This is a genomic window from Exiguobacterium sp. BRG2 (genome assembly GCF_031844245.1).
In the GTDB taxonomy this organism is placed as follows: Bacteria; Bacillota; Bacilli; order Exiguobacteriales; family Exiguobacteriaceae; genus Exiguobacterium_A.
The window spans coordinates 100,087-125,111 of sequence record NZ_JAUZUW010000007.1 but is presented as its reverse complement, the minus strand read 5'-3'; the positions used below and the strand labels follow the sequence as shown (position 1 = coordinate 125,111).

General features: G+C 43.4%; 32 protein-coding genes and 1 riboswitch. Of the genes, 23 read left to right on the top strand and 9 right to left on the bottom strand.

The window, feature by feature from the left end; genetic code table 11:
* Positions 1 to 19: 19 nt before the first annotated feature.
* Complete coding sequence (locus tag Q9R23_RS10790) at positions 20 to 193, top strand: hypothetical protein (protein WP_214856424.1); 174 nt, start codon at positions 20 to 22, stop codon at positions 191 to 193.
* Between the two features lie 27 nt (positions 194 to 220).
* Positions 221 to 733 carry a type 1 glutamine amidotransferase domain-containing protein gene (locus tag Q9R23_RS10785; RefSeq protein WP_035412470.1) on the top strand — a complete coding sequence of 171 codons (513 nt, stop codon included), beginning with the start codon at positions 221 to 223 and terminating at the stop codon, positions 731 to 733.
* 47 nt (positions 734 to 780) lie between these two features.
* Here Q9R23_RS10785 and mce read toward each other — a convergent pair whose 3' ends face one another.
* On the bottom strand, positions 781 to 1,191 hold the full coding sequence (mce, locus tag Q9R23_RS10780; RefSeq protein ID WP_035412473.1) for a methylmalonyl-CoA epimerase: 411 nt from the start codon (positions 1,189 to 1,191) through the stop codon (positions 781 to 783).
* Between the two features lie 264 nt (positions 1,192 to 1,455).
* Between mce and Q9R23_RS10775 the strand changes: the two genes are divergently transcribed.
* The 8 genes from Q9R23_RS10775 (at position 1,456) to Q9R23_RS10740 (ending at position 7,731) form a co-directional block, all read left to right on the top strand.
* Entirely contained in the window at positions 1,456 to 2,901 is a 1,446-nt protein-coding gene (locus tag Q9R23_RS10775; protein ID WP_035412477.1) for a murein hydrolase activator EnvC family protein, read from the top strand.
* A 201-nt stretch (positions 2,902 to 3,102) separates the two neighbouring features.
* Positions 3,103 to 4,380, top strand: a complete 1,278-nt coding sequence (locus Q9R23_RS10770) for a murein hydrolase activator EnvC family protein (RefSeq protein WP_311247018.1) — start codon at positions 3,103 to 3,105, stop codon at positions 4,378 to 4,380.
* 64 nt (positions 4,381 to 4,444) lie between these two features.
* A riboswitch (TPP riboswitch) is annotated at positions 4,445 to 4,555 on the top strand.
* 115 nt (positions 4,556 to 4,670) lie between these two features.
* A complete protein-coding gene (thiD, locus tag Q9R23_RS10765; protein ID WP_290758149.1) occupies positions 4,671 to 5,474 on the top strand; it encodes a bifunctional hydroxymethylpyrimidine kinase/phosphomethylpyrimidine kinase in 804 nt (267 codons plus the stop codon).
* Positions 5,455 to 6,222, top strand: a complete 768-nt coding sequence (thiM, locus tag Q9R23_RS10760) for a hydroxyethylthiazole kinase (RefSeq protein ID WP_035412483.1) — start codon at positions 5,455 to 5,457, stop codon at positions 6,220 to 6,222. The genes thiD and thiM overlap by 20 nt, the downstream gene beginning before the upstream one ends.
* Positions 6,212 to 6,850 (top strand): thiamine phosphate synthase, encoded by a 639-nt coding sequence (thiE, locus tag Q9R23_RS10755; protein WP_290758146.1) that lies wholly within the window; start codon positions 6,212 to 6,214, stop codon positions 6,848 to 6,850. Before thiM ends, thiE begins: the two co-directional genes overlap by 11 nt.
* Positions 6,851 to 6,963: 113 nt before the next feature.
* A complete protein-coding gene (locus tag Q9R23_RS10750) occupies positions 6,964 to 7,305 on the top strand; it encodes a hypothetical protein (RefSeq protein WP_251137984.1) in 342 nt (113 codons plus the stop codon).
* Positions 7,306 to 7,363: 58 nt separating this feature from the next.
* Positions 7,364 to 7,513, top strand: a complete 150-nt coding sequence (locus Q9R23_RS10745) for a hypothetical protein (RefSeq protein ID WP_311247017.1) — start codon at positions 7,364 to 7,366, stop codon at positions 7,511 to 7,513.
* A complete protein-coding gene (locus tag Q9R23_RS10740; protein ID WP_311247016.1) occupies positions 7,510 to 7,731 on the top strand; it encodes an ArsR/SmtB family transcription factor in 222 nt (73 codons plus the stop codon). Before Q9R23_RS10745 ends, Q9R23_RS10740 begins: the two co-directional genes overlap by 4 nt.
* 44 nt (positions 7,732 to 7,775) lie before the next feature.
* Here Q9R23_RS10740 and Q9R23_RS10735 read toward each other — a convergent pair whose 3' ends face one another.
* Positions 7,776 to 8,414, bottom strand: a complete 639-nt coding sequence (locus tag Q9R23_RS10735; RefSeq protein ID WP_035412493.1) for a CHASE3 domain-containing protein — start codon at positions 8,412 to 8,414, stop codon at positions 7,776 to 7,778.
* A gap of 201 nt (positions 8,415 to 8,615) precedes the next feature.
* Positions 8,616 to 9,482: a YitT family protein gene (locus Q9R23_RS10730; protein WP_214856436.1), complete on the bottom strand. Its 867-nt coding sequence runs from the start codon at positions 9,480 to 9,482 to the stop codon at positions 8,616 to 8,618.
* Positions 9,483 to 9,618: 136 nt separating this feature from the next.
* Here Q9R23_RS10730 and Q9R23_RS10725 point away from each other — a divergent pair, with 136 nt between their 5' ends.
* Positions 9,619 to 10,221 (top strand): hypothetical protein, encoded by a 603-nt coding sequence (locus tag Q9R23_RS10725; RefSeq protein WP_214856437.1) that lies wholly within the window; start codon positions 9,619 to 9,621, stop codon positions 10,219 to 10,221.
* 183 nt (positions 10,222 to 10,404) lie between these two features.
* Entirely contained in the window at positions 10,405 to 11,241 is an 837-nt protein-coding gene (locus Q9R23_RS10720) for a formate/nitrite transporter family protein (RefSeq protein ID WP_290784178.1), read from the top strand.
* A 35-nt stretch (positions 11,242 to 11,276) separates the two neighbouring features.
* Here the strand turns inward: Q9R23_RS10720 and Q9R23_RS10715 are convergent, their stop codons facing one another.
* Positions 11,277 to 11,696, bottom strand: coding sequence for a YkvA family protein (locus Q9R23_RS10715; protein WP_035412504.1), 420 nt, complete (start codon positions 11,694 to 11,696; stop codon positions 11,277 to 11,279).
* Positions 11,697 to 11,794: 98 nt separating this feature from the next.
* On the opposite strand from Q9R23_RS10715, the gene Q9R23_RS10710 reads away from it, so the two are divergent.
* The gene (locus Q9R23_RS10710) at positions 11,795 to 13,018 is read left to right on the top strand and encodes an aminopeptidase (RefSeq protein WP_035412507.1); all 1,224 of its coding nucleotides are present in this window, start codon (positions 11,795 to 11,797) and stop codon (positions 13,016 to 13,018) included.
* Between the two features lie 55 nt (positions 13,019 to 13,073).
* On the opposite strand, the gene murB is transcribed toward Q9R23_RS10710, so the two are convergent.
* Positions 13,074 to 13,988 (bottom strand): UDP-N-acetylmuramate dehydrogenase, encoded by a 915-nt coding sequence (gene murB, locus Q9R23_RS10705; protein ID WP_290784180.1) that lies wholly within the window; start codon positions 13,986 to 13,988, stop codon positions 13,074 to 13,076.
* 241 nt (positions 13,989 to 14,229) lie between these two features.
* On the opposite strand from murB, the gene Q9R23_RS10700 reads away from it, so the two are divergent.
* The 4 genes from Q9R23_RS10700 to Q9R23_RS10685 all read left to right on the top strand — a co-directional run bounded on the left by Q9R23_RS10700 (position 14,230) and on the right by Q9R23_RS10685 (position 16,683).
* Complete coding sequence (locus tag Q9R23_RS10700; protein WP_311247015.1) at positions 14,230 to 14,745, top strand: GNAT family N-acetyltransferase; 516 nt, start codon at positions 14,230 to 14,232, stop codon at positions 14,743 to 14,745.
* Between the two features lie 14 nt (positions 14,746 to 14,759).
* Positions 14,760 to 15,245 (top strand): GNAT family N-acetyltransferase, encoded by a 486-nt coding sequence (locus tag Q9R23_RS10695; protein WP_214856441.1) that lies wholly within the window; start codon positions 14,760 to 14,762, stop codon positions 15,243 to 15,245.
* Between the two features lie 29 nt (positions 15,246 to 15,274).
* Entirely contained in the window at positions 15,275 to 15,634 is a 360-nt protein-coding gene (locus Q9R23_RS10690; RefSeq protein ID WP_035412515.1) for a hypothetical protein, read from the top strand.
* A 113-nt stretch (positions 15,635 to 15,747) separates the two neighbouring features.
* Positions 15,748 to 16,683 carry a hypothetical protein gene (locus Q9R23_RS10685; RefSeq protein ID WP_311247014.1) on the top strand — a complete coding sequence of 312 codons (936 nt, stop codon included), beginning with the start codon at positions 15,748 to 15,750 and terminating at the stop codon, positions 16,681 to 16,683.
* Here the strand turns inward: Q9R23_RS10685 and Q9R23_RS10680 are convergent.
* Positions 16,672 to 17,502 carry a GNAT family N-acetyltransferase gene (locus Q9R23_RS10680; protein WP_396136369.1) on the bottom strand — a complete coding sequence of 277 codons (831 nt, stop codon included), beginning with the start codon at positions 17,500 to 17,502 and terminating at the stop codon, positions 16,672 to 16,674. The two genes, Q9R23_RS10685 and Q9R23_RS10680, sit on opposite strands and share 12 nt — an antisense overlap.
* Positions 17,503 to 17,651: 149 nt before the next feature.
* Here Q9R23_RS10680 and Q9R23_RS10675 point away from each other — a divergent pair, with 149 nt between their 5' ends.
* Positions 17,652 to 17,915, top strand: coding sequence for a hypothetical protein (locus tag Q9R23_RS10675; RefSeq protein ID WP_035412522.1), 264 nt, complete (start codon positions 17,652 to 17,654; stop codon positions 17,913 to 17,915).
* 99 nt (positions 17,916 to 18,014) lie between these two features.
* On the opposite strand, the gene Q9R23_RS10670 is transcribed toward Q9R23_RS10675, so the two are convergent.
* On the bottom strand, positions 18,015 to 18,926 hold the full coding sequence (locus Q9R23_RS10670; RefSeq protein ID WP_290784183.1) for a hypothetical protein: 912 nt from the start codon (positions 18,924 to 18,926) through the stop codon (positions 18,015 to 18,017).
* A 144-nt stretch (positions 18,927 to 19,070) separates the two neighbouring features.
* Here Q9R23_RS10670 and nfsA point away from each other — a divergent pair, with 144 nt between their 5' ends.
* The 5 genes from nfsA (at position 19,071) to Q9R23_RS10645 (ending at position 23,047) form a co-directional block, all read left to right on the top strand.
* On the top strand, positions 19,071 to 19,817 hold the full coding sequence (gene nfsA / locus Q9R23_RS10665; protein ID WP_290784184.1) for an oxygen-insensitive NADPH nitroreductase: 747 nt from the start codon (positions 19,071 to 19,073) through the stop codon (positions 19,815 to 19,817).
* Between the two features lie 15 nt (positions 19,818 to 19,832).
* Positions 19,833 to 21,038 carry an LCP family protein gene (locus Q9R23_RS10660; RefSeq protein WP_290784185.1) on the top strand — a complete coding sequence of 402 codons (1,206 nt, stop codon included), beginning with the start codon at positions 19,833 to 19,835 and terminating at the stop codon, positions 21,036 to 21,038.
* Positions 21,039 to 21,194: 156 nt separating this feature from the next.
* On the top strand, positions 21,195 to 21,905 hold the full coding sequence (locus Q9R23_RS10655; protein WP_035412533.1) for an NAD(P)H-binding protein: 711 nt from the start codon (positions 21,195 to 21,197) through the stop codon (positions 21,903 to 21,905).
* A 150-nt stretch (positions 21,906 to 22,055) separates the two neighbouring features.
* Positions 22,056 to 22,592 carry a TlpA family protein disulfide reductase gene (locus tag Q9R23_RS10650; protein ID WP_290784245.1) on the top strand — a complete coding sequence of 179 codons (537 nt, stop codon included), beginning with the start codon at positions 22,056 to 22,058 and terminating at the stop codon, positions 22,590 to 22,592.
* Between the two features lie 2 nt (positions 22,593 to 22,594).
* The gene (locus Q9R23_RS10645) at positions 22,595 to 23,047 is read left to right on the top strand and encodes a hypothetical protein (RefSeq protein ID WP_035412539.1); all 453 of its coding nucleotides are present in this window, start codon (positions 22,595 to 22,597) and stop codon (positions 23,045 to 23,047) included.
* A 94-nt stretch (positions 23,048 to 23,141) separates the two neighbouring features.
* Here the strand turns inward: Q9R23_RS10645 and Q9R23_RS10640 are convergent, their stop codons facing one another.
* Together Q9R23_RS10640 and nhaC are read right to left on the bottom strand one after the other, a co-directional pair.
* Positions 23,142 to 23,351 carry a DUF3006 domain-containing protein gene (locus Q9R23_RS10640; RefSeq protein ID WP_023467214.1) on the bottom strand — a complete coding sequence of 70 codons (210 nt, stop codon included), beginning with the start codon at positions 23,349 to 23,351 and terminating at the stop codon, positions 23,142 to 23,144.
* A 257-nt stretch (positions 23,352 to 23,608) separates the two neighbouring features.
* Positions 23,609 to 24,985 carry a Na+/H+ antiporter NhaC gene (nhaC, locus tag Q9R23_RS10635; protein WP_214856448.1) on the bottom strand — a complete coding sequence of 459 codons (1,377 nt, stop codon included), beginning with the start codon at positions 24,983 to 24,985 and terminating at the stop codon, positions 23,609 to 23,611.
* Between the last annotated feature and the right edge of the window lie 40 nt (positions 24,986 to 25,025).

The window sequence follows — 25,025 nt, the reverse complement described above, 5'->3', positions numbered from 1 at the left end:
TCCTTAAGGAGGGTTTTCGATGGCACCAAAAGAAACCGATCGTCCAAATGAAAAATTGGAAGATGAACGGGATCGTCTGTCTGATAAAGAACGGAAACTGACAGAGGAGCAGCAAAAGGAAATCCTAAAAGGGAAAAACGAGATGCCAGATGATCCGGTTTCTCCACGAGATCGCGGAGAAGATTCGATTTAAATTCAAACAACTTGGGAGATGAATCACATGTCTAAAAAAGTAGCAGTCGTACTCGCCGATCATTTTGAAGATGTAGAATTCACTGGACCGGTTGATGCGTTAAAAGAAGCGGGGCACGACATTACTGTCATTGGTGCCAAAAAAGGTGCAGAGCTTGTTGGTAAACAGGAAGATGCAAAAGTAACCGTTGATCTCTCAATTGATGAGACATCGGCGGCAGACTATGATGCCCTTTTGATACCAGGTGGATTTTCACCAGATTTACTACGCGAAGATGAGCGTTTCGTCTCATTCGTCGAAGAATTCGATATGTCAAAAAAACCGATCTTCTCGATCTGTCATGGACCTCAGTTGATGATTAACGCCAAAATCGTTAAAGGAAGAAAAATGACAGGTTATAAATCAATTCGCATCGACCTAGAAAATGCTGGAGTAGATTTCGCGGACGAAGAAGTCGTCGTTGATGATAATTTTATCTCAAGTCGACAACCGGATGACATTCCTGCATTCAATCGAGAAATCGTTGCAAAACTCGGCTAATCGTATAAAACAAAAATCAGCACTGCGTTATCGCAGTGCTGATTTTTTTATGAGTTCTCTGGATAATCACAGAGTTCCGTGATAACCCCATGTGAATGACGAGGGTTCATATAAATCAGTCGTCGTCCAAACGGCGTCGTTCGATACGTATCTTCTAAAAATGTTAAGCCTTGTTGTTTTGCTTCGGCGATTGCTTGATCTAAATCATCAACACGGTAGGCAATGTGATGGACTCCTTTTCCACGTTGTTTTAAAAAACGAGCGATTGGACTATCCTGGCTAGTTGGTGTCAACAGCTCGATATGCGCATCATCGAACTCGATGACGGCGATGTTGGAAGCGACACCAGGTGCGGGGTTTGAGTACTCTTTTGTTAATGTTCCACCAAGTACTTTTGTATAAAATGAGATTGCTTCTTGCATATCGCGAACGGCGATGCCGGTATGATCTAGTTTCATCTGATGTTTCCCTCCATTCGCTTCAGTTTCCCAAAAATGAATCAAAGTTGCAATGGGAAGCTGTTTTCCATCATTTTCTATTACATAGAAGAAGAACGATTTATTTAAAATGAAATATCACTGAAATATTATGGAAGAGGAATGAATGCTATAATCAAAAACGTTCCTATAAATAAGAAAAACTATTATAGAATTTAATTTTAACGTAACTGTTATTCCATATAATTCATCGACATACTACTAGAGAAAAAGAGGGAATACTACATGAAAAAAACGTTCGCGTCGCTCATCGTTTCCGCACTAGTTCTTTCATCAGCACCTCATTTTGCAGCAGCTGACGATTTAAGTGAACAGAAAGCTAAAAACGAACAACAGCAACAAGACAATGCTAAAAAACAAAAAAACTTAGAGTCTTCCGTTAATCAGGAGGGTCAAAAAATTTCTAAGACGCAACAAGAAGTCAATCGATTAGACGAAGCCTTGAATGAAAAGATCTTTGCTGTCGAAACGAAAGATCGTCAAATTAAGGCGACGGAACGAGAAATCGTTCAACTTGGAAAAGAAATCGAAAAGTATAAAGCGAAATTAAAACGCCAAGAAAAACTACTTGGGGATCGTCTTCGTGTCATGCAAGAAAATGACGGGAACTCGATTAAATGGGAAGAAGTCATTTTTGGGGCAAAAAACGTCGGTGACCTCGTTAGCCGTGTCATGGCCGGAAAATCGATTTCAAAGCAAGATGATAAAATGATCACGGATTATCAAAATACGCAAAAGCAATTAGCGGATGCACAACAAGAAGTGAAAGACAAGAAAGCACAATTGGTTGTTGAAAAGCAAGAATTGAAACGCCAACAAGCAGAACTTGAATCGCAATTAAAAGAGCGAAACAAACGCTTAAAAGAATTACGTAAGAAAAAAGAGAAATTTGAAACACAATTGATGGATGCAAAAGAAGTCCAGCAAATTCTGATTGCTCAAGAAAAAGCGATTGCAGCTGAAAAGGCAGCACGTGAACGTGAAGCACGGATCGAAAAAGAGCGTCAAGCTCAAGCAGCACGTGAAGCAAAAGCGCGAGCAGAAGCTGAAGCAGCTCAAGCAGCGGCTCAAAAAGAAGCTGAGCAACAAGCAGCTAAAGAAGCAGCGGCTCAGCAGGCAGCACAAGAGAAAGCGTCGCAAGCCGCGAAACCTTCTGGTTCGACGAAACAATCGACTCCAAAAGCATCTACACCTGCGCCAGCACCAGCTGCGCCAACACCGTCAGCACCTGCGACACCTAAACCGTCACCATCATCCGGTGGTCTGTTCATCCATCCAACGGTTGGGGCTGTCACGCAAGGCTATGGCTCAGCAGGTGGAGAAAACGGTTATACGTTCCATAACGGGATCGACTTTGGTGGTCCGGTTGGAACTCCAATCGTTGCAGCTGCAACAGGAACAGTCATTACAGCATCAGGTGGTGGTCCTTACGGAAACCACATCATGATTGCCCACCAATTAAACGGTAAAACGTACACAACATTGTATGCTCATATGAGCGCACTCAATGCTCACGCAGGTCAACGCGTCAGTCAAGGTGAACAAATCGGTTTACGTGGAAGCACTGGGAATTCAACTGGTCCACACTTACACTTTGAAATCCACGTCGGTGGATACAGCTATAGTGCAACTGGTCCAGCTAGCTCAGTGAACCCAATGACGATGTTTTAAACAGTAAAGAATCGTTGCTTATGCAGCGGTTCTTTTTTTGCGATTTTCAAAAAATAAATGATTATATTACAAAAAACGTTTTCATTTGAAATGTAAATGAAATTTTTTTGAAACGATTAGGGTGCTATAATCTATTTCAGATGTGAGAGAAACTTGAATACTATAATAAAATATGAAAAACATAAGTGAGGAAAACGATATATGCTAAAAAAACTAATTTCTACCATTGTTTTAGGAGCATTACTTATAACAGGAACACAACCAATTGCGGCAGCAACGATCAAAGAAAAAAAGGCTGAAAATGCCGCAGAACAACGTAAATTAGAAAAAGCAATTAAAAAACAAGAGTCGAAAATTTCGAAAGAACAACGTCAAATCAATCGAATCGATGCAGCGATCAACGAAAAGATTTTTCAGATTTCCGAAAAAAATAAACAAATCGAGAAATTGAATTTGCGAATCGATGAATTAAAAGCAGACATCGTTCGCTACGAAGAGATGTTGAAAAAACAAGAAGAACTACTCGGTGATCGTCTACGTGTCTTCCAAGAAAACGATGGAAACTCAATCAAATGGGAAGAAGTCATTTTTGGATCGAAGGATTTAGGTGATTTATTTAGTCGTGTCATGGCAGGGAAAAAAATCGCGGAGCAAGATGATAAAATGATTTCGGATTACATCGCAACCCAACAAAAGCTAGCGGAAGCAAAACAAGCGCTCGTTGAAAAAAAGACGAAGCAGGTTGAAGAGAAGAAAACATTAATCGAACAAAAAAAAGCGTTGAAAGTTCAAATGAAAGAACGCAGTGCTACGCTTAAAAAATTAAGAAAAGGTAAGACGAAGTTTACGACAGAACTTCTAGACGCGAAAGAACTACAAGCGACACTTGAAGCTCAAGAACGTGCGATTGCGGCAGCGAAGGCAGCAGCTAAAGTGGCGGCTGAAAGAGCAGCAGCCGAGAAAGCAGCAGCTGAAAAAGCCGCTAAAGCGAATGCTCAAGCAGCAAAACAAGCAGGTAAGAGTTCAGAATCACCTACTTCAGTTGCTTCACCCGTTGTTTCGAGCGGTGGGAAATTCGTTCGTCCATCTTCTGGTGGCGTATCACAAGGGTTTGGACCAGCAAGCGGTGCGAACGGCTATACGTTCCATAATGGTGTCGATTTCAGTGGTTCGGTCGGCTCACCAATCGTCGCAGCAGCAGCTGGAACGGTCATTACAGCTTCAGGTGGTGGGCCTTATGGAAATCACGTCATGATTTCTCACTTCCTTGACGGGAAAGTCTATACGACAGTCTACGCTCATATGAGTTCGTTATCTGTTCATGCAGGACAAACAGTTTCTCAAGGTCAGCAAGTTGGAACACTTGGTAGTACTGGGAATTCAACAGGACCACACTTGCATTTCGAACTACATGTCGGAGGCTATCAGTACAGTGCCTCTTCTCCTCTGAATGCAGTTAATCCATTAGCATATCTATAATTCAAAACGAGCTTCGGCTCGTTTTTTTCTTGCCGCTATGCTACAGTTAAGGCGAAATGAATACTTGAGCAACTAGGGGAGCTGGAGGAATCCGGCTGAGAGGAAAACCAATCTGTTTTCGACCCTATTACCTGAACTGGATAATACCAGCGTAGGAAAGTTGAGCCGAACGGATACCGAAATGGTTGGATAACGATTTCGTATAGCGTCGACTGCTTTTTTACAGCGGTCGACGCTTTTTTTGTCGGTAACAACTCCCTTACATTGCTCGATGGAAAGGTGAGAAAAATATGAAACATGTATTGACGATTGCGGGATCTGACTCCGGTGGTGGAGCTGGAATTCAGGCAGATTTAAAGACATTTTCAGCATTGGGCGTTTATGGGATGAGTGTTTTGACAGCGGTAACGGCTCAAAATACACTGGGCGTTCAAGCAGTAGAAGAGTTATCATCGGAAATCGTTGATGCCCAATTAGCTTCAATCTTTTCAGATATTCGTGTGGATGCTATCAAAATCGGTATGGTCTCGAATGCACAAACGATTCACGTCATTGCAACACATCTTCGCAAACAGACAGTTCCAATCATACTAGACCCTGTCATGGTCGCAAAAGGCGGGCATGCCCTATTGCGGACGGAGGCAGAGGAAGCACTAATCGCGGAGTTACTGCCACTTGCGACACTCGTCACACCAAATTTACCGGAAGCAGAGCGCTTAACAGGGCAATCAGTTACTAATCTAGAGGAGATGCGACTGGCGATGCATCAGTTGGCTATGAAGACTGGAGCTGTCTTGCTAAAAGGTGGACATCTACCGGGAGCTGCCACGGATTTATTATGGGACGGGCAAGAAGAATACCGTTTCACATCAGATCGGTTAGATAATCAACATACTCACGGAACAGGCTGTACCTTATCTGCAGCGATTGCGGCACGGATGGCACTTGGAGAAGCTTTACCGGACAGTGTACGTCAGGCCAAGAAGTATGTTACAGAGGCGATTCGTCATGGATTTGCTCTCGGACAAGGGATTGGACCGACACATCATTTTCATTCACTTTGGAGGGATTCACATGTTTACGACCATTCTTAAACACAAACCACTCATTCATCATTTGACGAACACAGTCACGATCAATGATTGCGCCAATGTCACACTTGCCGTTGGCGCATCTCCAGTCATGGCGGAGGATATTCGCGAAGTGGAAGAGATGGTTCGACTCGCGCAAGCTCTTGTCTTGAACATTGGAACAATTGATGCAGACATGCAAGCAGCTCAACGACTCGCCGCAAGCGAAGCGAGACGCTTGAACGTTCCGATCATCCTTGATCCAGTTGGAGCGGGAGCCACATCATTGCGTACGTCCTTTTCAAAAGAATTGAGTAGACTCGGATGTACGGTCGTTAAAGGAAATGCTTCAGAAATCAAGACATTGCTTGGGGAGAATGGACGAACAAAAGGAGTCGATGCTGCTAGTGATGAGATCATGGATCGAGAAATCATTCGTGCATTCGCTCGTAAACAAAAGTCCGTCATTGTCGTCACAGGTCCAATCGACTACATCACGGATGGCATGCGCGAAGTGGAACTACAAGTAGGTACGCCGCGTCTCGGAGACGTCACAGGTACGGGGTGTATGACAGCTTCTTTGATTGCGAGTTTTCTTGGTGCAGGATATTCTGCGTTTGAGGCAGCAGTCCACGGAACATTTATCATGGGAAAAGCAGGAGAACAGGCAGCATCAGAAAAAGGTCTAGGTAATTTCAAACGAGAGTTGTTCAATGCAATCAGTCTGATGACGGAGCAAGATTTGATGGAGGTGGTAGAACATGTCAATTGATTATTCCATTTATGCGGTGACAGATCGTCGATATCATCCGGGAGTTGCAATCGAAACGGTCGTTGAAGAAGCGATTTTAGGTGGTGCAACGATTATACAATTACGGGAAAAAACAGCGCAGGGAAAGGAATTCTTCGAACAGGCAGTCCGGTTAAAGAGACTGACGGATCGTCATGATGTTCCTTTGATTATCAATGACCGAATTGATATTGCGTTACTTGTCGGAGCTGGTTTGCATATCGGACAAGAAGATATTCCTCTAACCGCAGCGCGACGTCTCTTACCGAACACTGTGATCGGCGTATCGGTAGCAACCGTCGCGCAAGCGATTGAAGCAGAACGAGATGGAGCATCTTATTTAGGTGTAGGTTCTCTATTTGCGACGTCATCGAAAGCAGACGCCGACTCGATGCCACACACGATGCTTCAAGCGATTCGCGAAGCCGTGCGCTTACCTTTAATTGGCATTGGCGGAATTACGGCAACGAATGTCGCTTCTCTTCCTATCCCATTAGAAGGATATGCGGTCATCTCGGAAATTTTTGCTAAAGAAGATCGACGGCGTGCTGCACAACATATGACAGATGCTGTACGGGAATGGCATCAATCTCTTCAGAACAGGGTATAATCCGTTCAGAGGTGATTGTATTGAAATGGCAGACGATCCGTTTTCGGGGCTATTGGATCCGGTATCGATTGGAACCACAAATCATTCGCGTGGATAATCGGGGGATCTACCATTTGGGGAAAATTTTATTTCCGCGTCCTAATCGTGTATCTTATGAAATGGCTCTCTTGCTGAAGGAAAAGTATGAAAGACGCTACAAACGTCCGTTGTATATCAAGACAAGTTCGATCGCTACAGAAATTTGGGGACACACCCACTTAGACATCTATTATCGAATACTGCTTCGTCTCCCGATTCCTGCTCGATTACGTAAGCGTTATAGGAATCGATTGGAGAGTACGAAGATCATCGATATCGGTGTACGTGCGGTCGATCAAAATCGAATCGTTTGGGATATCGGTGATTACGTAGGGGGATGGGTTGTATTTTGGCTCATTCGTAGGCGGATGCGCTGAACTTGCAAATGTCCTGTTTCTCATGGTGCAATATAGAAATAGAAACGAGGTGACGGACATGGACATTCCCCGTTGTGAAACGATTGCTATTGATGAACAGCGTGCGTCTGAGATTGGACAAGTCGTTGATACGATTCCGACGCTTGAAATCGGAAAATTATTTAAGATCCTTTCAGATGCGACACACTACGAATCGTTTATGCGTTGACGATCGAAGAGGAATTGTGCGTTTGTGATGTCTCTGCTTCTGTCGACTGCTCGATTGCGACAGCATCTCATCATCTTCGCTCCCTGTTAAAACAAGGGCTCGTCAAGTTTCGTAAAGATGGAAAAGCCGTGTATTATTCTTTAGATGACCATCATGTGTCGTCGCTTGTTCATATGGCGATGGAGCATGTACAAGAGGGAAAAGCAGTATCTGAATAATTCTTAGAGTAAACGAAAAGCGCAGCTTTGGCTGCGCTTTTCGTTTACTCTAAGGACGATTCGTCTGACTTGTTAGGTGCGAACCGGTGGGAAAAAAAGATTGTCGCACTAATTAATAAAAAGGACAGAATAGAGAGACTGAGACACATCCATTTATATGTAGCGACTAAAGTATCTGATTGTTGTAATTTTGCTTGAAGTGTCTTATACAAATCATCTTTCACACGAGATAAGTCCTCGAGAATCGTTTGTGTCGTTTGCGTCGTTTGTTTGGCAAGGCGCTTTGCTGCCGTTGGACTCTGACGCTCATAGACGACGAATACTCGTTCAATCTCGGACTCCCAGACATTATTGCGACGTAGTAAATCCTTGATTGCTCCTGGCGTGGTCGACGATTGATTTAGACTGTTTCGTAAATCATGAATTTTAGAAGTAGAAAAGTAATACTGTTCGAGATAACGACTATCTTCATACAATAAAAGACCACGCACCGCATTGGCACGATCTCGGTTATGTTCAACCAACTGGTCCACTTGATTGATTAACGGTATGTCATGATCCTTCATTTGCTCTGTTATCGTTGCAATCGTCCGATAACCGGATAGGGCGTAAATGATTGGGATAGAAGCGAATAAACTGATCAAAAGGATCAGCAGAATACGCTGACGCCAAAGTGAGTGCATGCAATCATTCCTTTAAATAAATAGACATGTCATAAGCTTAACTACTATCGCAAAAAAAGTGAAGCCTGTCCATTTTTTGAATAGGGAGAAGAAAGTAAAAAAATCAGTATTCCGAATAAAAAAGCAGGAAAGCTGGTGCAATACGAGAAGCTGTTTTAAAGTAAACGAAATAGAAAAAGCACAGCTAGGCTGCGCTTGAGTTTAAAACGAATACGAATGTTCCTTATAATTCCCAAAAATAGTATGGATTTCTGAGAACGTAACGAACGCGTTAGGTTCGACAGAAGAAACGATTTCTTGCAAACGGACGATTTCATTATTTTGAACGACGACATAGACCATTTTCTTCGTTCGGTTGGAGTATCCTCCCCGTGCATCAAGGATCGTCACACCACGACCAAGTTCTTTTGTGATGACTTCATTTATTTCATCCGCCTTTTCGCAAATAATGATACATTGCTTAGAAGCGGAATAAAAACTGTAAACCGTTTGAAGAGCTTTGGCGCGAACGAAGCTCATGATAAGAGCATACATAACGTGTTTCAAATCGAAGACCCACCATACCAAGATATAGATGACAAGATCTTGTATCAGAAATATGCGAGGAAGTGGCCAATTATGAAAACGAGCAAAGAAAAACTTTCCAAGAATATCGAGTCCACCTGTCGATGCGCCACCAAAGAAAATCAATGCCATCGCAAGACCAGAGACTAGACCGGCAAAGATGGAGGCAACAAGCGGATCGTTCAATGACTCGGGAACGATCTGAGTCGGAATCCAGTCGATTAAAAAAGAAGAGGCAACGACAATGATGCCAGATAAGAACATGAATCGCTTTCGTAAGAAACGGAAACCTAAAAGGAAGAGGGGAATGTTTAAGAGCAATTGGGTTAATCCGATTGGGGTGTGGAAAAGCTCTTGAAGGACAAGCGTGATCCCCATGATACCACCTGATCCGATATCATTTGGAGATAGTAGTAAGCTGATGTACAAGGAATACAGCAACGTACCTATGATTAAAAAACTGATTTTTTCAACTCTCTTTTTCTGTGGGTGTGTTGTAGTCATGGCATTATGATGAGTGACCTCATGCTCCTCCTTCTGTGAGTATCTGCCTGCAAGAGTACGCCCATATGCATAAAATTTCAACCCTTCTTATGAAAAAAGATGAAAAAGGGTAAGTTTTTTTAGGAAGGTGATGAAAATGAAGAAAACATTCTTGATTATAGGCTGTATTTGTTTAGGCGTATTGGTGGGGATTCGTCTTTTTCAACAACCAGACGAAGAAAACCAACGATCTATTTGGCATGATGGTGATCTCGTAGCTAGACAAGTCGGTGCTTCCATGATGAATACGGTAGCTGTTCGCCAATTAGCTGAACAACTCCCGTTTTCATCAGAATTAAAACAGGTAGATGTCGAAGGAGAGTCGTTACGGCTCGCTTATGACGTCACAGGCAAAGAACGGCGTGCTTGGATCGGGACCGATACTGGTACATTACAAATGAATCAGGATTTCTTGAACGCTCGCTTATCAAAAGTACTTATGCATCATACGCTCGTTTTATTTTCGACGATTCCTGACTTGACCAATCTTGAAATTCACTATACCGATCCCTATTCGAAAGCTGATTTTAAGATAGATCGTAGCGCGTTCGACATCTATACACCATCTGACATCGAACGCGCTACGTCATCGTCTGGACGTTTTAATCGTGTCGTCATCGATGGATATGTGCTTGATTCCTCCAGACGACAAACCTTTTTCGAGCGTTTCGCATCAGGATTTTCGATTCAAACTAATTAATTGTATAAAGCAAGAAAAGGCATTTTTCACAATCTCGACACAATGATATCGTTTACATCTCGTTCTTTTATGAAAACGATAAAACAGGTCTAATCAAGACTTGAACATCTCTTAAGATGGAAGTATTATAATAAATGAACAAACATTGTGAAGTGTTGAACAAAAGGAAGAGAGGTTTCTACAATGAACGAGGTAGAAGCATTAGAAGGGTTACGGAATAAAGCAATCAAGTCGACACGTATGCTACAACTGCGTCCTCTCGAATACTTAGTTCGTGCTATGTTAGCGGGGATATTCATTGGATTTGCAATCATTTTTACCTTAAAAGCAATTAACGGGCTGTATATGGCAGAATCACCTGCCGCGACACTTGTCGGTGGATTGACGTTCGGAGTGGCACTCGTCTTGATCATTTATGGCGGTGCAGAACTGTTTACAGGGAATACGATGTATTTCACGACGGCAACGATGCGCGGCTATACAACGAAGATGGATACGATGAAAGTCTGGTTGATTTGTCTGATCGGAAATGGTCTTGGAGGATTAGCATTCGCATTACTCTTCTCTCAAACAGGTATCTTACAGGAACTTGGAATGAACAATTGGTTGTTTGCTGTATCGGAAACAAAAATTCATCATTCGACGTGGGAAATCTTTACCCGGGCAATCTTCTGTAACTGGATGGTCTGTTTAGCAATTTTCATTCCGAAGAACATGAAGAATGAATTAGCGCAGATCATGATGATGATGGTACTTGTCGCAGTCTTCTTCGCATCAGGATTTGATCATGTCATCGCAAATATGGCATTGTTCTCTATCGCATTAATCGTGCCACATCCGGATACGATTACGTTTGCAGGAGCCATGCACAATCTGTTACCGGCTTTAGCTGGAAATATCATCGGTGGAGCAGTCTTCATGGGAATGATTTATACGTGGTTGAATAAAGAAAAACTAGAAATAGATGAATCACGTCAATCTACGGCACCGGTTCATATCGCTTCTAAACAAAATGCATAATGAAAAAGCAGCTGTCGCGACAGCTGCTTTTTCATTCATTCCATATGTTGAAAGCGATCAACATCTGCGGCGAGTTCTTCGTAAATCGTTTCGACGATTTGTGCGTCATCAAAGAGTCCGAGGACGTTATCGTCCGGTAAGGCGTCAACAGGAGACGTAAAGTACAGAACTGCCGTTAGCAATAATTGTTCTTGCTCTGCATGCATCTCGAATTTTTTCTGATAGAGGGCACGAAGCATTTCGAGTAGTTGTTTTAATTGGAAATAAAGGACGAGTTCTGCCTCGCGTTCGATATCAGAACTTTCCGTAGACGCGATATCTTGTGTCAGATGTGCGAGTCCGATTTCTGCTCGAATCAACAATTCTTGTTGTGCTTTTTCATCACCGACGAGATCGAGTGCCTGTCGGTGAAAATACGTATAAGCTGATTTAAAATCTCCGGGGGTGAATTCCATGGTGATGCCTCCTTCTCTTCTCTTTCTAGTTTCGCCTTATTTCTTGCAAAATTGCAACTATTTCGTGAAAATAAAGATACAAGAAAGGGGATTACATAATGCCGACACAAGCAGAATTACAACAGTACGCGTCTTTAGCAGTGCGTACCGGGATCAATCTACAGCCAGGACAACAATTGGAGGTGCGAGCGGGAATCGAGAATTTACCACTTGTTCGCGAAATCACACGTGTAGCATATGAAGTAGGTGCTACGCAAGTATATGTACAATGGTCAGATGATGAGATGACGAAAATCCGTTATTTTGATGCACCAGAAGACTCGTTTGATACATTCCCGGATTGGTTAAAAGCACGTTACGATCAGCTTGCAGAAGAAAAAACAGCATTCTTATCGGTCGTCAGCGAAGATCCAGATTTATTAAATGGTGTTGATTCAAGTCGAATCGCGCGTGCGAATAAAGCAGCTGGTATTGCTCTCGCCAATTGGCGAAAGTTCGTCATGAGTGACAATGTCAGCTGGTGTGTTGTAGCAGCACCTTCTGAAAGCTGGGCGAAGAAAGTATTTCCTGATGCAGAGGAACCGATTGAGGAACTGTGGGCAGCTATTTTGAAGGCAACACGTGCTGATCAAGCGGATCCGGTTGCTGCATGGGCGGATCATGATCATAATCTGCGTTCAAAAGCGAAATTCCTGACAGAGAAGAAATACAAAACATTGCATTATACAGCGCCAGGAACAGAGTTATCAATTGAATTACCAGAACGTCACGTTTGGTTAGGTGGCGGTGGTCCGAATGCAGATGGTGTTGATTTTATCGCAAATCTGCCGACTGAAGAAGTGTTCACATTACCGAAGAAGACAGGTGTTAACGGTCATGTTTCGAGTACGAAACCACTCAGCTACAGTGGTAACTTGATTGATGAATTTACTCTTTGGTTCGAGGACGGAAAAATCGTCAAAGCGGAAGCGAAACAGGGGCAAGAAGCATTGGATGATTTAATTTCCCTCGATGAAGGTGCCCGGTATCTCGGAGAAGTCGCGCTCGTACCACATCGTTCTCCGATTTCTGATTCAGGTATTTTATTCTACAATACGTTGTTTGATGAGAATGCTTCGTGCCACTTAGCAATTGGTCGTGCGTACTCGACGTGTCTTGAAAATGGTCCTAGTCTTTCAGCGGAAGAACTAGAAGCACAAGGTGCGAACGACTCGATGACGCATGTCGACTTCATGATTGGATCCGCGGATCTATCAATTGAGGGAGAACTTGCAGACGGGACGCGTGAATCAGTCATGCGTGACGGAAACTGGTCGATCTAAATGAATAAAAAGGTGAGTCCAAATACTGGGCTCACCTTTTCTGATTAGATTATTATCAAGCTTCTTCCCCAATGATTTTTACTTCTGTCTCAAGTAAAATACCGAATTTTTCTTGAACGGTTTCTTGTACATGGCGAATGAGTGCAATGTAGTCAGATGCTGATGCGTTTTCGACGTTGACGATAAAACCGGCGTGTTTCTTTGATACTTCAGCACCACCGATGCGGGTTCCTTGGAGTTCACTATCTTGAATCAATTTACCCGCAAAATAGCCTTCTGGACGTTTGAAGACACTACCACAAGAAGGATATTCGAGAGGCTGCTTTGTTTCTCGTTTATGCGTTAGATCATCCATGACTTCCTTGATCAATGCTGGATCACCCTCCGTCAAAGCAAATCGTCCTTCGAGAATGATGTATTCTTTCTTTGAGAAACAACTCGTCCGGTATCCCAGTTCGAGTTCATCATGCGAAATGTTCAACAGATCCCCTTGTCGTGTCAAAACAGTGGCGCTATGAAGGCAATCTTTGACTTCTCCACCGTAGGCGCCCGCATTCATGATCAACGCGCCACCAATCGTTCCCGGAATCCCGCAAGCGAATTCAAGACCACTCAGTTGATGCGCATACGCAACACGAGACGCCTCGATGATTGCTGCGCCACTTTGAGCGACGAGTTCATGTCCCTCGACCGAAATGTCGGTTAACTTTTCAAACGAAAGAACGATACCGCGAATACCGCCATCACGTATGACGAGATTCGATCCGTTCCCGAGCAATGTCAAAGGGATGCCTCGTTCGTAAGCATATCTTACGACAAAAGCCGTTTCTTCATAAGACGTTGGGATGATGAAGAGATCAGCGATTCCTCCCATTTTTGTATACGTATGATATTTTAAAGGTTCATTGATCAGTACAGATTCTTTTGAAATGCCTTCATATAGCCCTGTCATTACTTGTTCAGTCATCATGGTCTCAGTCCTTTTCATAAATTCCTATACAGCGCTTATGCGCTCAAAATATATTTTAACATTAATTGTGCAGTCGTTGTTCAACATACTGTTCCCAAAATACCGACTTATGCCGGGAATTGCAAGCAGTAGGGAGTGAATGTCATCGATTAGTAATGAAAAACATCGCACAGATAGAATAATAGGGAAGAGGAATGAAGGGAAAAGAACTCGGGAAAAGAAACATAAGGAGGCGATGAGGATGGAAAGTGAACGATTATGCATGCGACCATTCGAAGAAGCGGATTTCAGCTTTTACAAGTCACTTGTTCAAAATGAGCAAGTCATGCGCTATATCAATGGTGGCGTTGCTCTGAGTGAAGATGAGGCACGAGAATGGTTCGATCGACAATTGGAACGATACTCGGATGAACGACAAACTGGTTTTTTGCTGTTATTCAAAAAAGAAACGAATGAACCAATCGGTTTCGCTGGATTATTGATGCAGGAAGTGGATGGAAAAGAAGAATTAGAAGTCGGTTATTGGCTCGAACCGAAGCACTGGAAAGTCGGTTATGGTCGTGAAGCAGCGAAACGACTAATGATGGAAGCTTTTAATCGAGGGCATGATCGAATCATCTCGATCATTCATCCCGATAATCGTTCTTCTCAAAATGTCGCTCGTGCAAACGGTCTGAACTGGGAAAAAGATACGATTTTCAAAGACATTCCGGTCACGATCTATGCTGGACAATTATCACGACTTTGTCGTAACTAAAGAGGAGAGTTTTTATGTACGCATTCGCATTTGAGTCTTTTCATCACATGACACCCGATACGTTATATGCATTGTTGAAATTACGAATGGATATTTTCGTCGTTGAGCAGGAGTGTGCATATCCGGAACTAGATGATCAAGATCAACAAGCCACACACCTGATCGTACGTAACGAAAGCGGTCAAATCGTTGGATGTCTTCGGATATACAACCATCCGACAAAAGGATTAGCGATTGGCCGGGTTGCCGTTCATCGTACTCACCGATCAGTTGGATTGGCAAAACAAATGATGGAGAAAGCGATGGATTATTTGCAGGAAAAAGCTACGATCTACTTACAAGCACAAGCGCACTTAGAAGGGTTTTACGGGTCATTTGGTTTCGAAACTGTATCCGAACCTTATTTAGAGGATGATATTCCACATGTAGATATGCAGTTTTACGCAAAGGATTCTAAAAAAGACTTCACGTCGTCGAAGGATGAACCGATGAATAAGTAGAATGAACTTTTCTCGGAGGTGGATCAGTCATGAAGAAAGTGCTGGTCATTTGCGCGCTTAGTTTAATCGGTATCCTCTCTTTAGGAGTCGGTATTTCGTATGCTCAATTGCAAGGGAATTACCGTGATTCTGAGCAAGAATTGATGACGATTTTAGAGCGACAACATGATTTATCGGCTTCCTCCTTTCTTGAAGTGCATGCCTCCTTTTCTTTACAGCATCGGCAAATCATACACGTCCGCCTTCGTGGCGAGCCTGCCATCACATACGAATTCATCCAACCAAAGGATGAAATCGAATATTATGGATCTGTCGGAACAAGTGTTGAAAAGACAGGGAAGCACGATGACGTCTTTCGAAATGCTCATCTAAAAGTCGGGGAAAAATAAAAAAATGGAGGATCTTCCGGAAACAACGGAAGATCCTCCATTTTTTGCTTTTAAGACGATTGGATATTGCGTACACTACGAAGAGATACTGGAATGAGGAGGTCGAGGGAATCATGTGGAAACCCTTTACGAAAAATCAATCAATTGCTCCGGCGTTGCAAGCCTTTCGGGAACTTGACGTCGAGATGTTTCGGACGCACGTTGCTCAACTGAACGATGCGGAACAACGTGCCTTACAATTCATTAAACGATCGCTAGAGCAGGATTCACCTGCTCATTTAGAACTAGCACTGGAGATGAAACAACCGTTCAGCGAAATCGATCGTCTGTTCCAAACGCTTGTCGCGTGTCAAAATCGTCAGCAGTTACTCGAGATGCTATTAGCGCACGGTCTTGACGTCAATCAAGTCTACACACTTGAGGGTCATCGCTCCATCGTCCGGCAGCCGCTTCACTTTCCTGTAGGCCTTTATGCGGCGCGTCATCCAGAGCTATGGACACTTGTCGCTACAAAATTGGATGTTACCTACACAATGCATCTTCAACGAAGTGATCAATTCATGGAGACGCATGAATTAAATCTGCTTGATCTCGTCTTATTACTTGATATCGAAGAAGAATTGACGATTCGAGTGCTGGATCAGCTGAGCGAATGCAAAGCGACCGTTGGGCTAGCAGAACGATTACAGCGTCCGACTTCACCGTTGTTGTTCAAAACAATTGAGACAAATGCCTATCTTCCGACGTTCGTTTATGCGAAACATTACTTTCCATTCTATGCGTTGATTGGACGGCAAACGACGCTCTTTCCATCTTTATTAAAACGTGTGATGCAAGAGCCTGTTGCATCTGAAATCTGTAAGGATGCCTTGCTTGCTTTCCATAACCATCACCCTGGACTTGCTATGACAATGGGAGACGTCTATATCGAACAGTTATTCGGGATGGGTCTGGTGCTTCGTGACGTGGGGCACGTTGATTTTAGAAAAATGGATGCGGAGTATGTGTTACCTGAATACAGAGAGGTCGTCGATCGGTTAAACGATTAACGGGGGAGGATCTGTACTAAATGTATGCCAATAAGAGGTTAACTGGATATCGCAAAACATCGTGGGACGATATAGTCGTAATACGTCTTGCTGTGTTGAAAGAAAAAAGACTTCAAACGTTTGAATCTTCGAACGTCGTAGTTTTTCCTGAAACGTATGGAGTATGCGACTTCCGTAGCCTTGACGTCTCAGCCCAGGTAGACAGGTGATTTCAAGAAGACGAATGTTCGGACCGAGTTTTTGAAATAAAAGTGTACCGACGATCAATTGCTTATCATAGACTAAATAAGGAACCGCTTTTCGCCGGATTAACTTTTCTAAATCAGCAACACTGTGAGGGAAGAAGTGGGTGGATCCTTTGAGGGCATCGTTACGAAGAGCCAGATACGTATCTTGATTGCGTTCATGAACAGCTTTCAAACGCAATGTGGCAGGTTGTCCGTCTGATAATCCGATCAAACGAAATTGTTCGGCATATAAACTGTAGCCAAGCTCTTTCCAAATCGAGGTTACAGAAAGGTCATGTGGTGGAGAAACCTGTACGTGAATTTGTCGACACCCTTGCCGAAGGGCATGCGTGTGTAATGAAATGGCGAGACGACGGAAGGCTTGAATATCGTAGAAAGCTCCGTTCGTTAAACGAACGACATCATGTACGACATGATAGCCAAGTGTCGCCTGGATCTGACCAGACTCGAGGTAACTCCATTGACACTCTTCAAGAGGCTGAAAAAATGAAACATCATACGGCTGTTGATGAGAATGTAGAAGTTGATGGACGTGTCGTCTTTGAACATGAGACAATTGACCGTAATACACGATAGGCAAATTAAATTCCTCCTTTAAGAAAGTGAAGATGGGTACATCTCACTTTTATTTTACAGGAAATAAAAGGTATTTATATCTTTTGTTTCAAATAAAAAGTAGATGGATTCCTGAAGATAAGAAAGAATCGAGGCAAAAATATCATGAAGTATTTTTGGATCATCATTGGGTTATCAGGATTTCTAATCAGTGCGGATACATTGACAGTAGAAGCACGTGATTACGATGAACCGGGCGTGAGTAGTTCGACGACGTATGGTAATTATGGAACGGAAGACCATATCATCGTTGATCGAAAAGAACCAATTTATGAAGGATTCGATTCACCAAACGATATGGCATTTTTATTTGCCTGTATTGCTTTACTGGCAACGGTTGGACTTGGAATCGTTAATGCTTCTGATTGAGATGAATCTGCTCTGAGCCACGAGAATACAAAAAAGCAAGTGACGCTGTCCGTCACTTGCTTTTTTGTATAGTATGAGTGGTTAGGAAGAGAAGGATCCTTAAAAATGAATACGTTTTTTACGTCCGACACGCTCCATACGATCATGCTCTTGTTCTAGTCCAGCGCGCTCGAGGAGGTCGAGATAATAACGAAAAGGAGTCGAACGATGCGAAAAGTAAGGAATATATTCTGTGAACAGCATTGTCTCCGCTCGTTCTAAGGCTCGTAGTAAAATCAGGGCATGCAACTCTGCAAAGCGAATTTCTTGATAAGTGGATAAAGCATCTGCATCGATTCGGACATGTGACTGTAGTTTTTTTGCATGCACGTTCAAGCAATTGATATAGGCTTCTTGGTGTTCTGCTATCTCACAGTGGGCAAGTACGGCAAGTAAAAGATCACTGCGTTCGGCATCAACGTCCATTGGAACTTTCAAGGCAGTATAGAGCGCGCGTTCCATCCACTCGATGCCATGACTATCATTTTTATAATAACCGACTAATTCTTGAAAAAAATCGACTTGTGAGACTTTTAATAGTCGAAAAGGATCGTTACTTAAAAATAAAGGTTCTTCTCCGGCAGCTGACGAAAGAAGAAAGAAAAACTCCTCAAAGGCAATCTGGGTTCCATTTTTGCGATGTGCATAATGGCGTAAATGCTTCAGCAAACGTTTTGCGGTAATATACCAATTCTTTTGTTCGCGAAGCGGTACGATTGGGTTTGGCTCAAGGTACTGTAAGTCGTATGCCAATTGGATGAACCGATCTGTCTGAGCGATGGTTTGTTCGACGGTCGGTTGTTCCTGTTCTTTTTGCAAATCCTTATACTTCATGAACTGTGTCAACATGGCGTCAAACTCTTTCTCTTCGATGACTTGTTTCGGAAGTTGACGATAGATTTCGACGATGATATCGCGAAGGGTCGTATCGCCATACTGTTCCAATAAAAGACGTAGTTTCCGTATTCTCATGATCGACCTCCTTCGCCAAAAAAGCACAGTACAACACTATTCATTTCCCGCTTTTTTCATAAACCGAACCTCTTCATTTGCGCTTTTTAGTCAGAGACGACTATCTTAAATAAGAAGACTCATTACAGAAGGGGACAATTACTCATGAATGAAACCATTCAACATTTACTCAACCACCGGTCAGTCCGGAAATTCAAACAACATCAATTAGACGAAAAGACAATCGAGACACTTGTTAAAGCAGCGCAGGCTGCATCGACATCTTCTTATCAGCAAGCCTATGCGATCATCGGTGTCGAAGATGAAGAATTGAAACGACAACTAGTCGACGTTGCAAGTGGTCAACAATACGTGGCAGAAAATAGTTATTTCTTTGTATTTTGTATGGATTACCACAAACACATGTTAGCAGCAGAACTAGCAGGGGGGGATGTAAGTCGGACGATCGAGACGACAGAAGCACTTGTTGTAGGGGCTGTTGATGCGGGACTCGCTGCTCAAAATTTAGTCGTAGCTGCCGAGTCGCTCGGATATGGAACAGTCTATATCGGTTCACTGCGTAATGATGCCCGTCGTGTCAGCGAGCTCTTACAACTTCCTGATCACGTCGTACCATTATTCGGAGTCGCAGTCGGTCTTGCGGATCAGCAACCTGGTAAAAAACCCCGCCTTCCGATGGATGCGGTCTTCCACCGGAATACGTATACTGATGACGATACGATGCGTGACTTACTGGCACAATACGAAGAGTCGACGTCATCGTATTACGGAGAACGGACCGGTGGTCAACGGACAGAAGGGTGGGTCAAACAGATGGCTGCCTCGATGCACGAACCGAAACGGACGTATCTCCGCGAATTCTTGAAAGAGAAACAAATCGCAAAAGATTGATACGGAGGTATCTGAATGGCAGAACATCAACCACAGCGCTCCCGCTTGGAGCGACGACGCTTAGAACTAGAAGCGCAAGCAAAAGAAGAGGCATTTTCGTCGGAAGAGTCGATTGCTCATGAACCACTTAAGGGACAGCAGGGAACAGAAACGTACCATCGATATGTTGAAGAGCAACGACGGGATCCAAAAAGTACATCGCGTCGTTCTAAAAACAGCGTACTGAAACAGGTCGTACAGATGATCGGGAGCGCAGGCTCGCGATTGTTTTCTAATCAAGAACGCTCGAGACGTTCGAGAAAGACTGGGCGATCAGAGCAATCCGTGCAAAAAAAACCTGACGTATCTTCAAAAGAAGCCTATCCTAAAAAAATCAAGAAAAAACGTCGTTTTAAACGAAAGCTTCTTGGATTGTTTTTGCTGTTGCTCATCGCATTCGTTCTTTTTGCCTCACAACCCTTCACGTTTTTGTTGATCGGTAGTGACGCACGACCTGGAGAATCGTTACGCGGGTCACGTTCGGACTCCCTGTCGGTTATGCAATTCATTCCACTTTCTCGAACGATTCAGTTGACATCGATTCCTCGGGACACGTATACACCGATCTCCTGTGAGAATGGAAAGAAAGATAAAATCACACATGCTTTTGCCTTCGGTGGAGAAGAATGTACACAAGATGCCGTTTCTGGTCTACTCGATGAAGACATCGATGGAAAGATCGTCATCTCCTTCGATAGTTTCATCGGATTAGTTGATCAAATCGGCGGAATCGATCTTGTATCGACAGGAACGTTCTCCGAGCAGGATGCAAGTGGGAAAGCAAATCAGTATTCATTCCAGAAAGGAAAGGAATACCATATGGATGGTGCAATGGCACTTGCCTATTCGAGACACCGTAAAACGGACAATGACGGGGCACGCGCAAATCGTCAGTCGGAAGTCATCCAAGCCGTCGCGACGCACTTGTTGAAGCCAACTGGATGGTCGAAAATTCCGGCAGCGCACACGTATATGAAAGAAGAGATGAACCTCGATTTAAGTGTTCGTGAGATGGCAACAGCAGGTTTATCGATCGCCTTGATGTCAGAACGGAAACACTATGAAATTGAAGCCGTCAGTCAGCGACTGAATGGTATTTTCTATGACTTACCGAATGAGAAGGCACTGCAAGAACTACGTGATCGTCTCGATACGACGTTTTATGGTACCTTGAAGAACTAAAGGGGAGGGGTTTCCTTCTGGTCATTGCGGGTATAAATTGATGTACGTTGCTCCTTTGGTGGATTGTGTTAGGTCATCTCCGAAAGTAACGATTTTTGGACATGACATCATGACATTCCACGAAGGTGACTAACTTATCGAGGAGGGACCCCCCATATGAAAGTACTAGTTGTAGGTGCATCCGGTACGATTGGAGCGCGCGTCGTCAAATCGCTTGCCAAAGGTCATCAGGTCACGGTCATCGTTCGTCACGAACATCTGGTGGAACGATTCGAAAAACTCGGTGTCAAGGCACATTACGTCGATATTGAAACAGAACTCGAAAAAGTCATTGAACATGGAGTCGCAGGACAGGATGCAGTCATTTGTGCGGCGACCGCAGGAGTAGACGGCGAAGCAACGGAAATTGAACTGCTGGATCGGACAGTTGCCTTAAAAACGATCGATGCAGCTAAAAAAGCGCGTGTACGTCATTTCGTACTATTAAGTGCGTACGGTGCAGATCGACCTGAGCAATTTAAAAAGGATGTCTATCCGTTCTATGCTGCTAAGAATGCGGCTGAAGAGCAGATTGAACATAGCGGTTTGACGTATACGATCATTTGTCCCGTTGCCATCACGACTGGTGAAGGGCGAGGTTTAATTGAGGCAGATGAAGATTTGAAAGATACAAAGGATGCAACGATTTCGGAAACAGATGTCGCATCGATTCTCGTTGCTTCCGTTGATAATCGGTCAGTATTCAATCGACGTCTAGAAGTCAAGGAAGGGAAGACATCCTTGAATGAGGCCTTAGGCGGAACCGAGGCAGTCGGTAGCGTCAAAGATAACCGTCAAGTCAAAAAACAATTACCACGTTTTAACTAATCATTTAAAGAACATATCTAAATAAAATGAGGCGAACTCTTTTCTGTTTCCAAAACAGAAGAGTTCGTTTTTTTGTTGATAAAAGAAGACGGTCGAAAAGAGGAAGTCTGCTACACTTAACGAAGAAGGAGGGGATTAGATGTGAAAAAAATGTTGATCTATCTGATCCTAGCGATCGCTATCATCGGCATTGCCTATCAAGGTTATCAAACATACGATGCGAAGCAAAAGAAAGTGGAGCAACAACAAAAACAAGCATCGCAAGGTGGTCTAGAGGTAGGGATGAAAGCCCCGAATCTATCCTTGCGTCAAGAAGGAAAAACAATCGATCTAGACGAAATGAATCATGATGTCTTTGTTATTAATTTTTGGGCGACGTGGTGTCCACCTTGCAAACAAGAAATTCCAGAACTCAATGCCTTTGCACGACATACGAATATACCTGTTTATGGCATCAACGTCACGACATCGGAGCGGCGTGTTTCAGATGTTGCCGATTTTCTGAAGCAGACACCTGTTGAATATCCCGTGTTGTATGATCGAACAGGAAATTCAGAAGACGCCTATCGTCTCGTAGCAATGCCCGCAACCTACGTATTAGATCGTAAAGGAACGATTCTTGCAAAACATGTCGGTCCTGTGACGGAACAGATGTTAAAAGAGATGGTGAAACGAACAGGAGGATGACAATGGAACTCCTATGCGACAACTGCTCCTTTCAACAAACATTTCAACTCGGTCAACTAGATGGGTGGCCGACGTTTCCTGCTGTCTTGACACAAGGCGTTGAAGCGTTCATGACAGGTCTGCCGCTTTGGTTCGTACCGTCGATGCATGAACCGGTCTTACAGCGGACGTATGTGGACGACTGGAATCGTTTTCGTTTAATCCAATACTATCAGCTACATCAAGCAGAAGTAGCGGATGATTGGGTACCGTACCAATTAGACTTATATCATTGTCCGACATGTCACCAGTTTTCAAATCGATTTTGGTGTGCTTTATTTTTGCAATTGGATGTCGTACAGCCACAGTATGTGTGTCCAAACGATCAAACCATATTAGAACGAATCGAAATATCTGATGTCCATCAGTACCCTTGTCCGTCGTGTAGTCACCATTCCCTATATGTTCGTCGTTAAAGCGAAAAAGCCATTCGTTTCATGAAGGACTGATGAGAGAAATTTTTCTCTCTCTATAGTCAATGCATGATACCGAATGGCTTTTTATCGATCATCAGCCCATTTGCCGAAACGAAAACGTTTGAAAGGAAGAGGGTGATGAATTGCTGACATCTAACGTATAAGTCGTACCGTCAAAAATAATTGTATCGCCTAATCTTGCTTCAGGTGGTAAATAACGTCGTGGAATGAAGCTTGAACCATTTTCCCACAGTAGAACGGCATATTTACCATCAAGTCGCTCCAGCGTACCACGTTTGATCATATTAACTCCTCCCACAATTACATCGAAGTCGTTCCTCGGTCGAACAGGAACGTACTCTCTCTCTATCATTCTCTGTAATTTATATTCTTATGTTTGGTATATTCCCAGTTCGTTTCATCTTTACACATAATTCTTTAAAAAAACGTGATTCCAAGCCGTTTTCATCGTAATTCGGACGTAATTAACTGGAAATAAAAGCGATAGTGGCAGAAAAAAAGATCCGATATGTCATATCGGACCTCTAATATGAAATAGACTTAAGAAGCGAGGGACTGTTTCGTTTCGACTTTAGTCGGACGAAGAAAAGCAAGTAAGAACGTAAACAATGGTGAAAGAAGTAAAAAGAATGCGAACGGGATGTATTCCGTTACCGGAACACCTAGTGTTGAAGCGAAGAATGCTCCGGAAACTCCCCACGGAATGAGTGGATTGACGAGTGTTCCTCCATCCTCTAGTGAACGAGAAAGGAAACGTGGATCAATCTGACGTTCTTCAAAAACCCGTTTAAATGCTTGTCCTGGCAATAAAATCGACAAGTACTGTTCTCCAGCCATCACGTTGACACCGATGGAAGATAAGGCAACAGCAGAGATGATACTTCCATCGCGTTTGAGTCGTGAAACGGTCCGTTCAATGATGACATCGATGACACCGATGCCGCGTAAAACACCACCGAAAGCGAGTGCGAGCATGACGAGGGAAACGGACCACATCATTGATTGCAAGCCACCCTTACTGATGATTGCTGCGACAGTTTTACTAGAAGATTCTAGTTTTAAACCGTTTTGAATGACGGCCATCCAATTTGAAACGTCCCAATTTCCTTGAACGAGACCTGTTAACAATAGACCACTTAAGACACCAGCTACAAGTGTCGGGATGACCGGCATCTTACGCAATGCTAGAACCATGACAAGTAAAGGAGAAAGTAGCGTCCATGGTGATAGATGGAACAAGCGGGCTAATTCCTCTTGTGTCGTTTTCACAACAGTCGAATCGACCGTGCCACTGCTACGTCCAAAGATGAAGAACAAAATAAATGTGATCGTGATGGCAGGAATCGTCGTTCCCATCATGAAACGAATATGATCAAATACGGTAACGTTGACGATTCCCGGTGCAAAGTTCGTCGTATCTGACAAAGGTGACATCTTATCTCCAAAACACGCGCCACTGATGATAGCACCTGCTGCAAGTGCGGGATTGACACCTAATGCGATTGCGATTCCCATTAAGGCAACACCAACCGTACCGATCGTCGTAAATGAACTGCCTGTAAAGGTCGAAACGACCATCGCAATGAGAAGGGCGCTCGGTGCGAACCAAGTCGCCGAAAGAGTGGATAAACCAAAATGAAGAAGGGTCGGCACTGCGCCACTCATCATCCAGACTGCGATCGTTATGCCGACGAGTAACATGATTAAGATTGGTTTAATCGCTTCCCGAATACCTTGAATCATATGATGTTCAACGTCTTCGAACTTAAATCCACGATAAACAGCATATCCTGAGACGAAAATAAGACTGGATAAGATGGCAAGATGCGGTTCGGCTTTAGCACCGAATAACGCGGACAATAAGATGATGATGATGATTCCTAGGATAGCTGCGGATTCACGGAATGACATGCGCATGCTTCCACCTCCTTAAAAGAATATGGATAGATGATAGTCC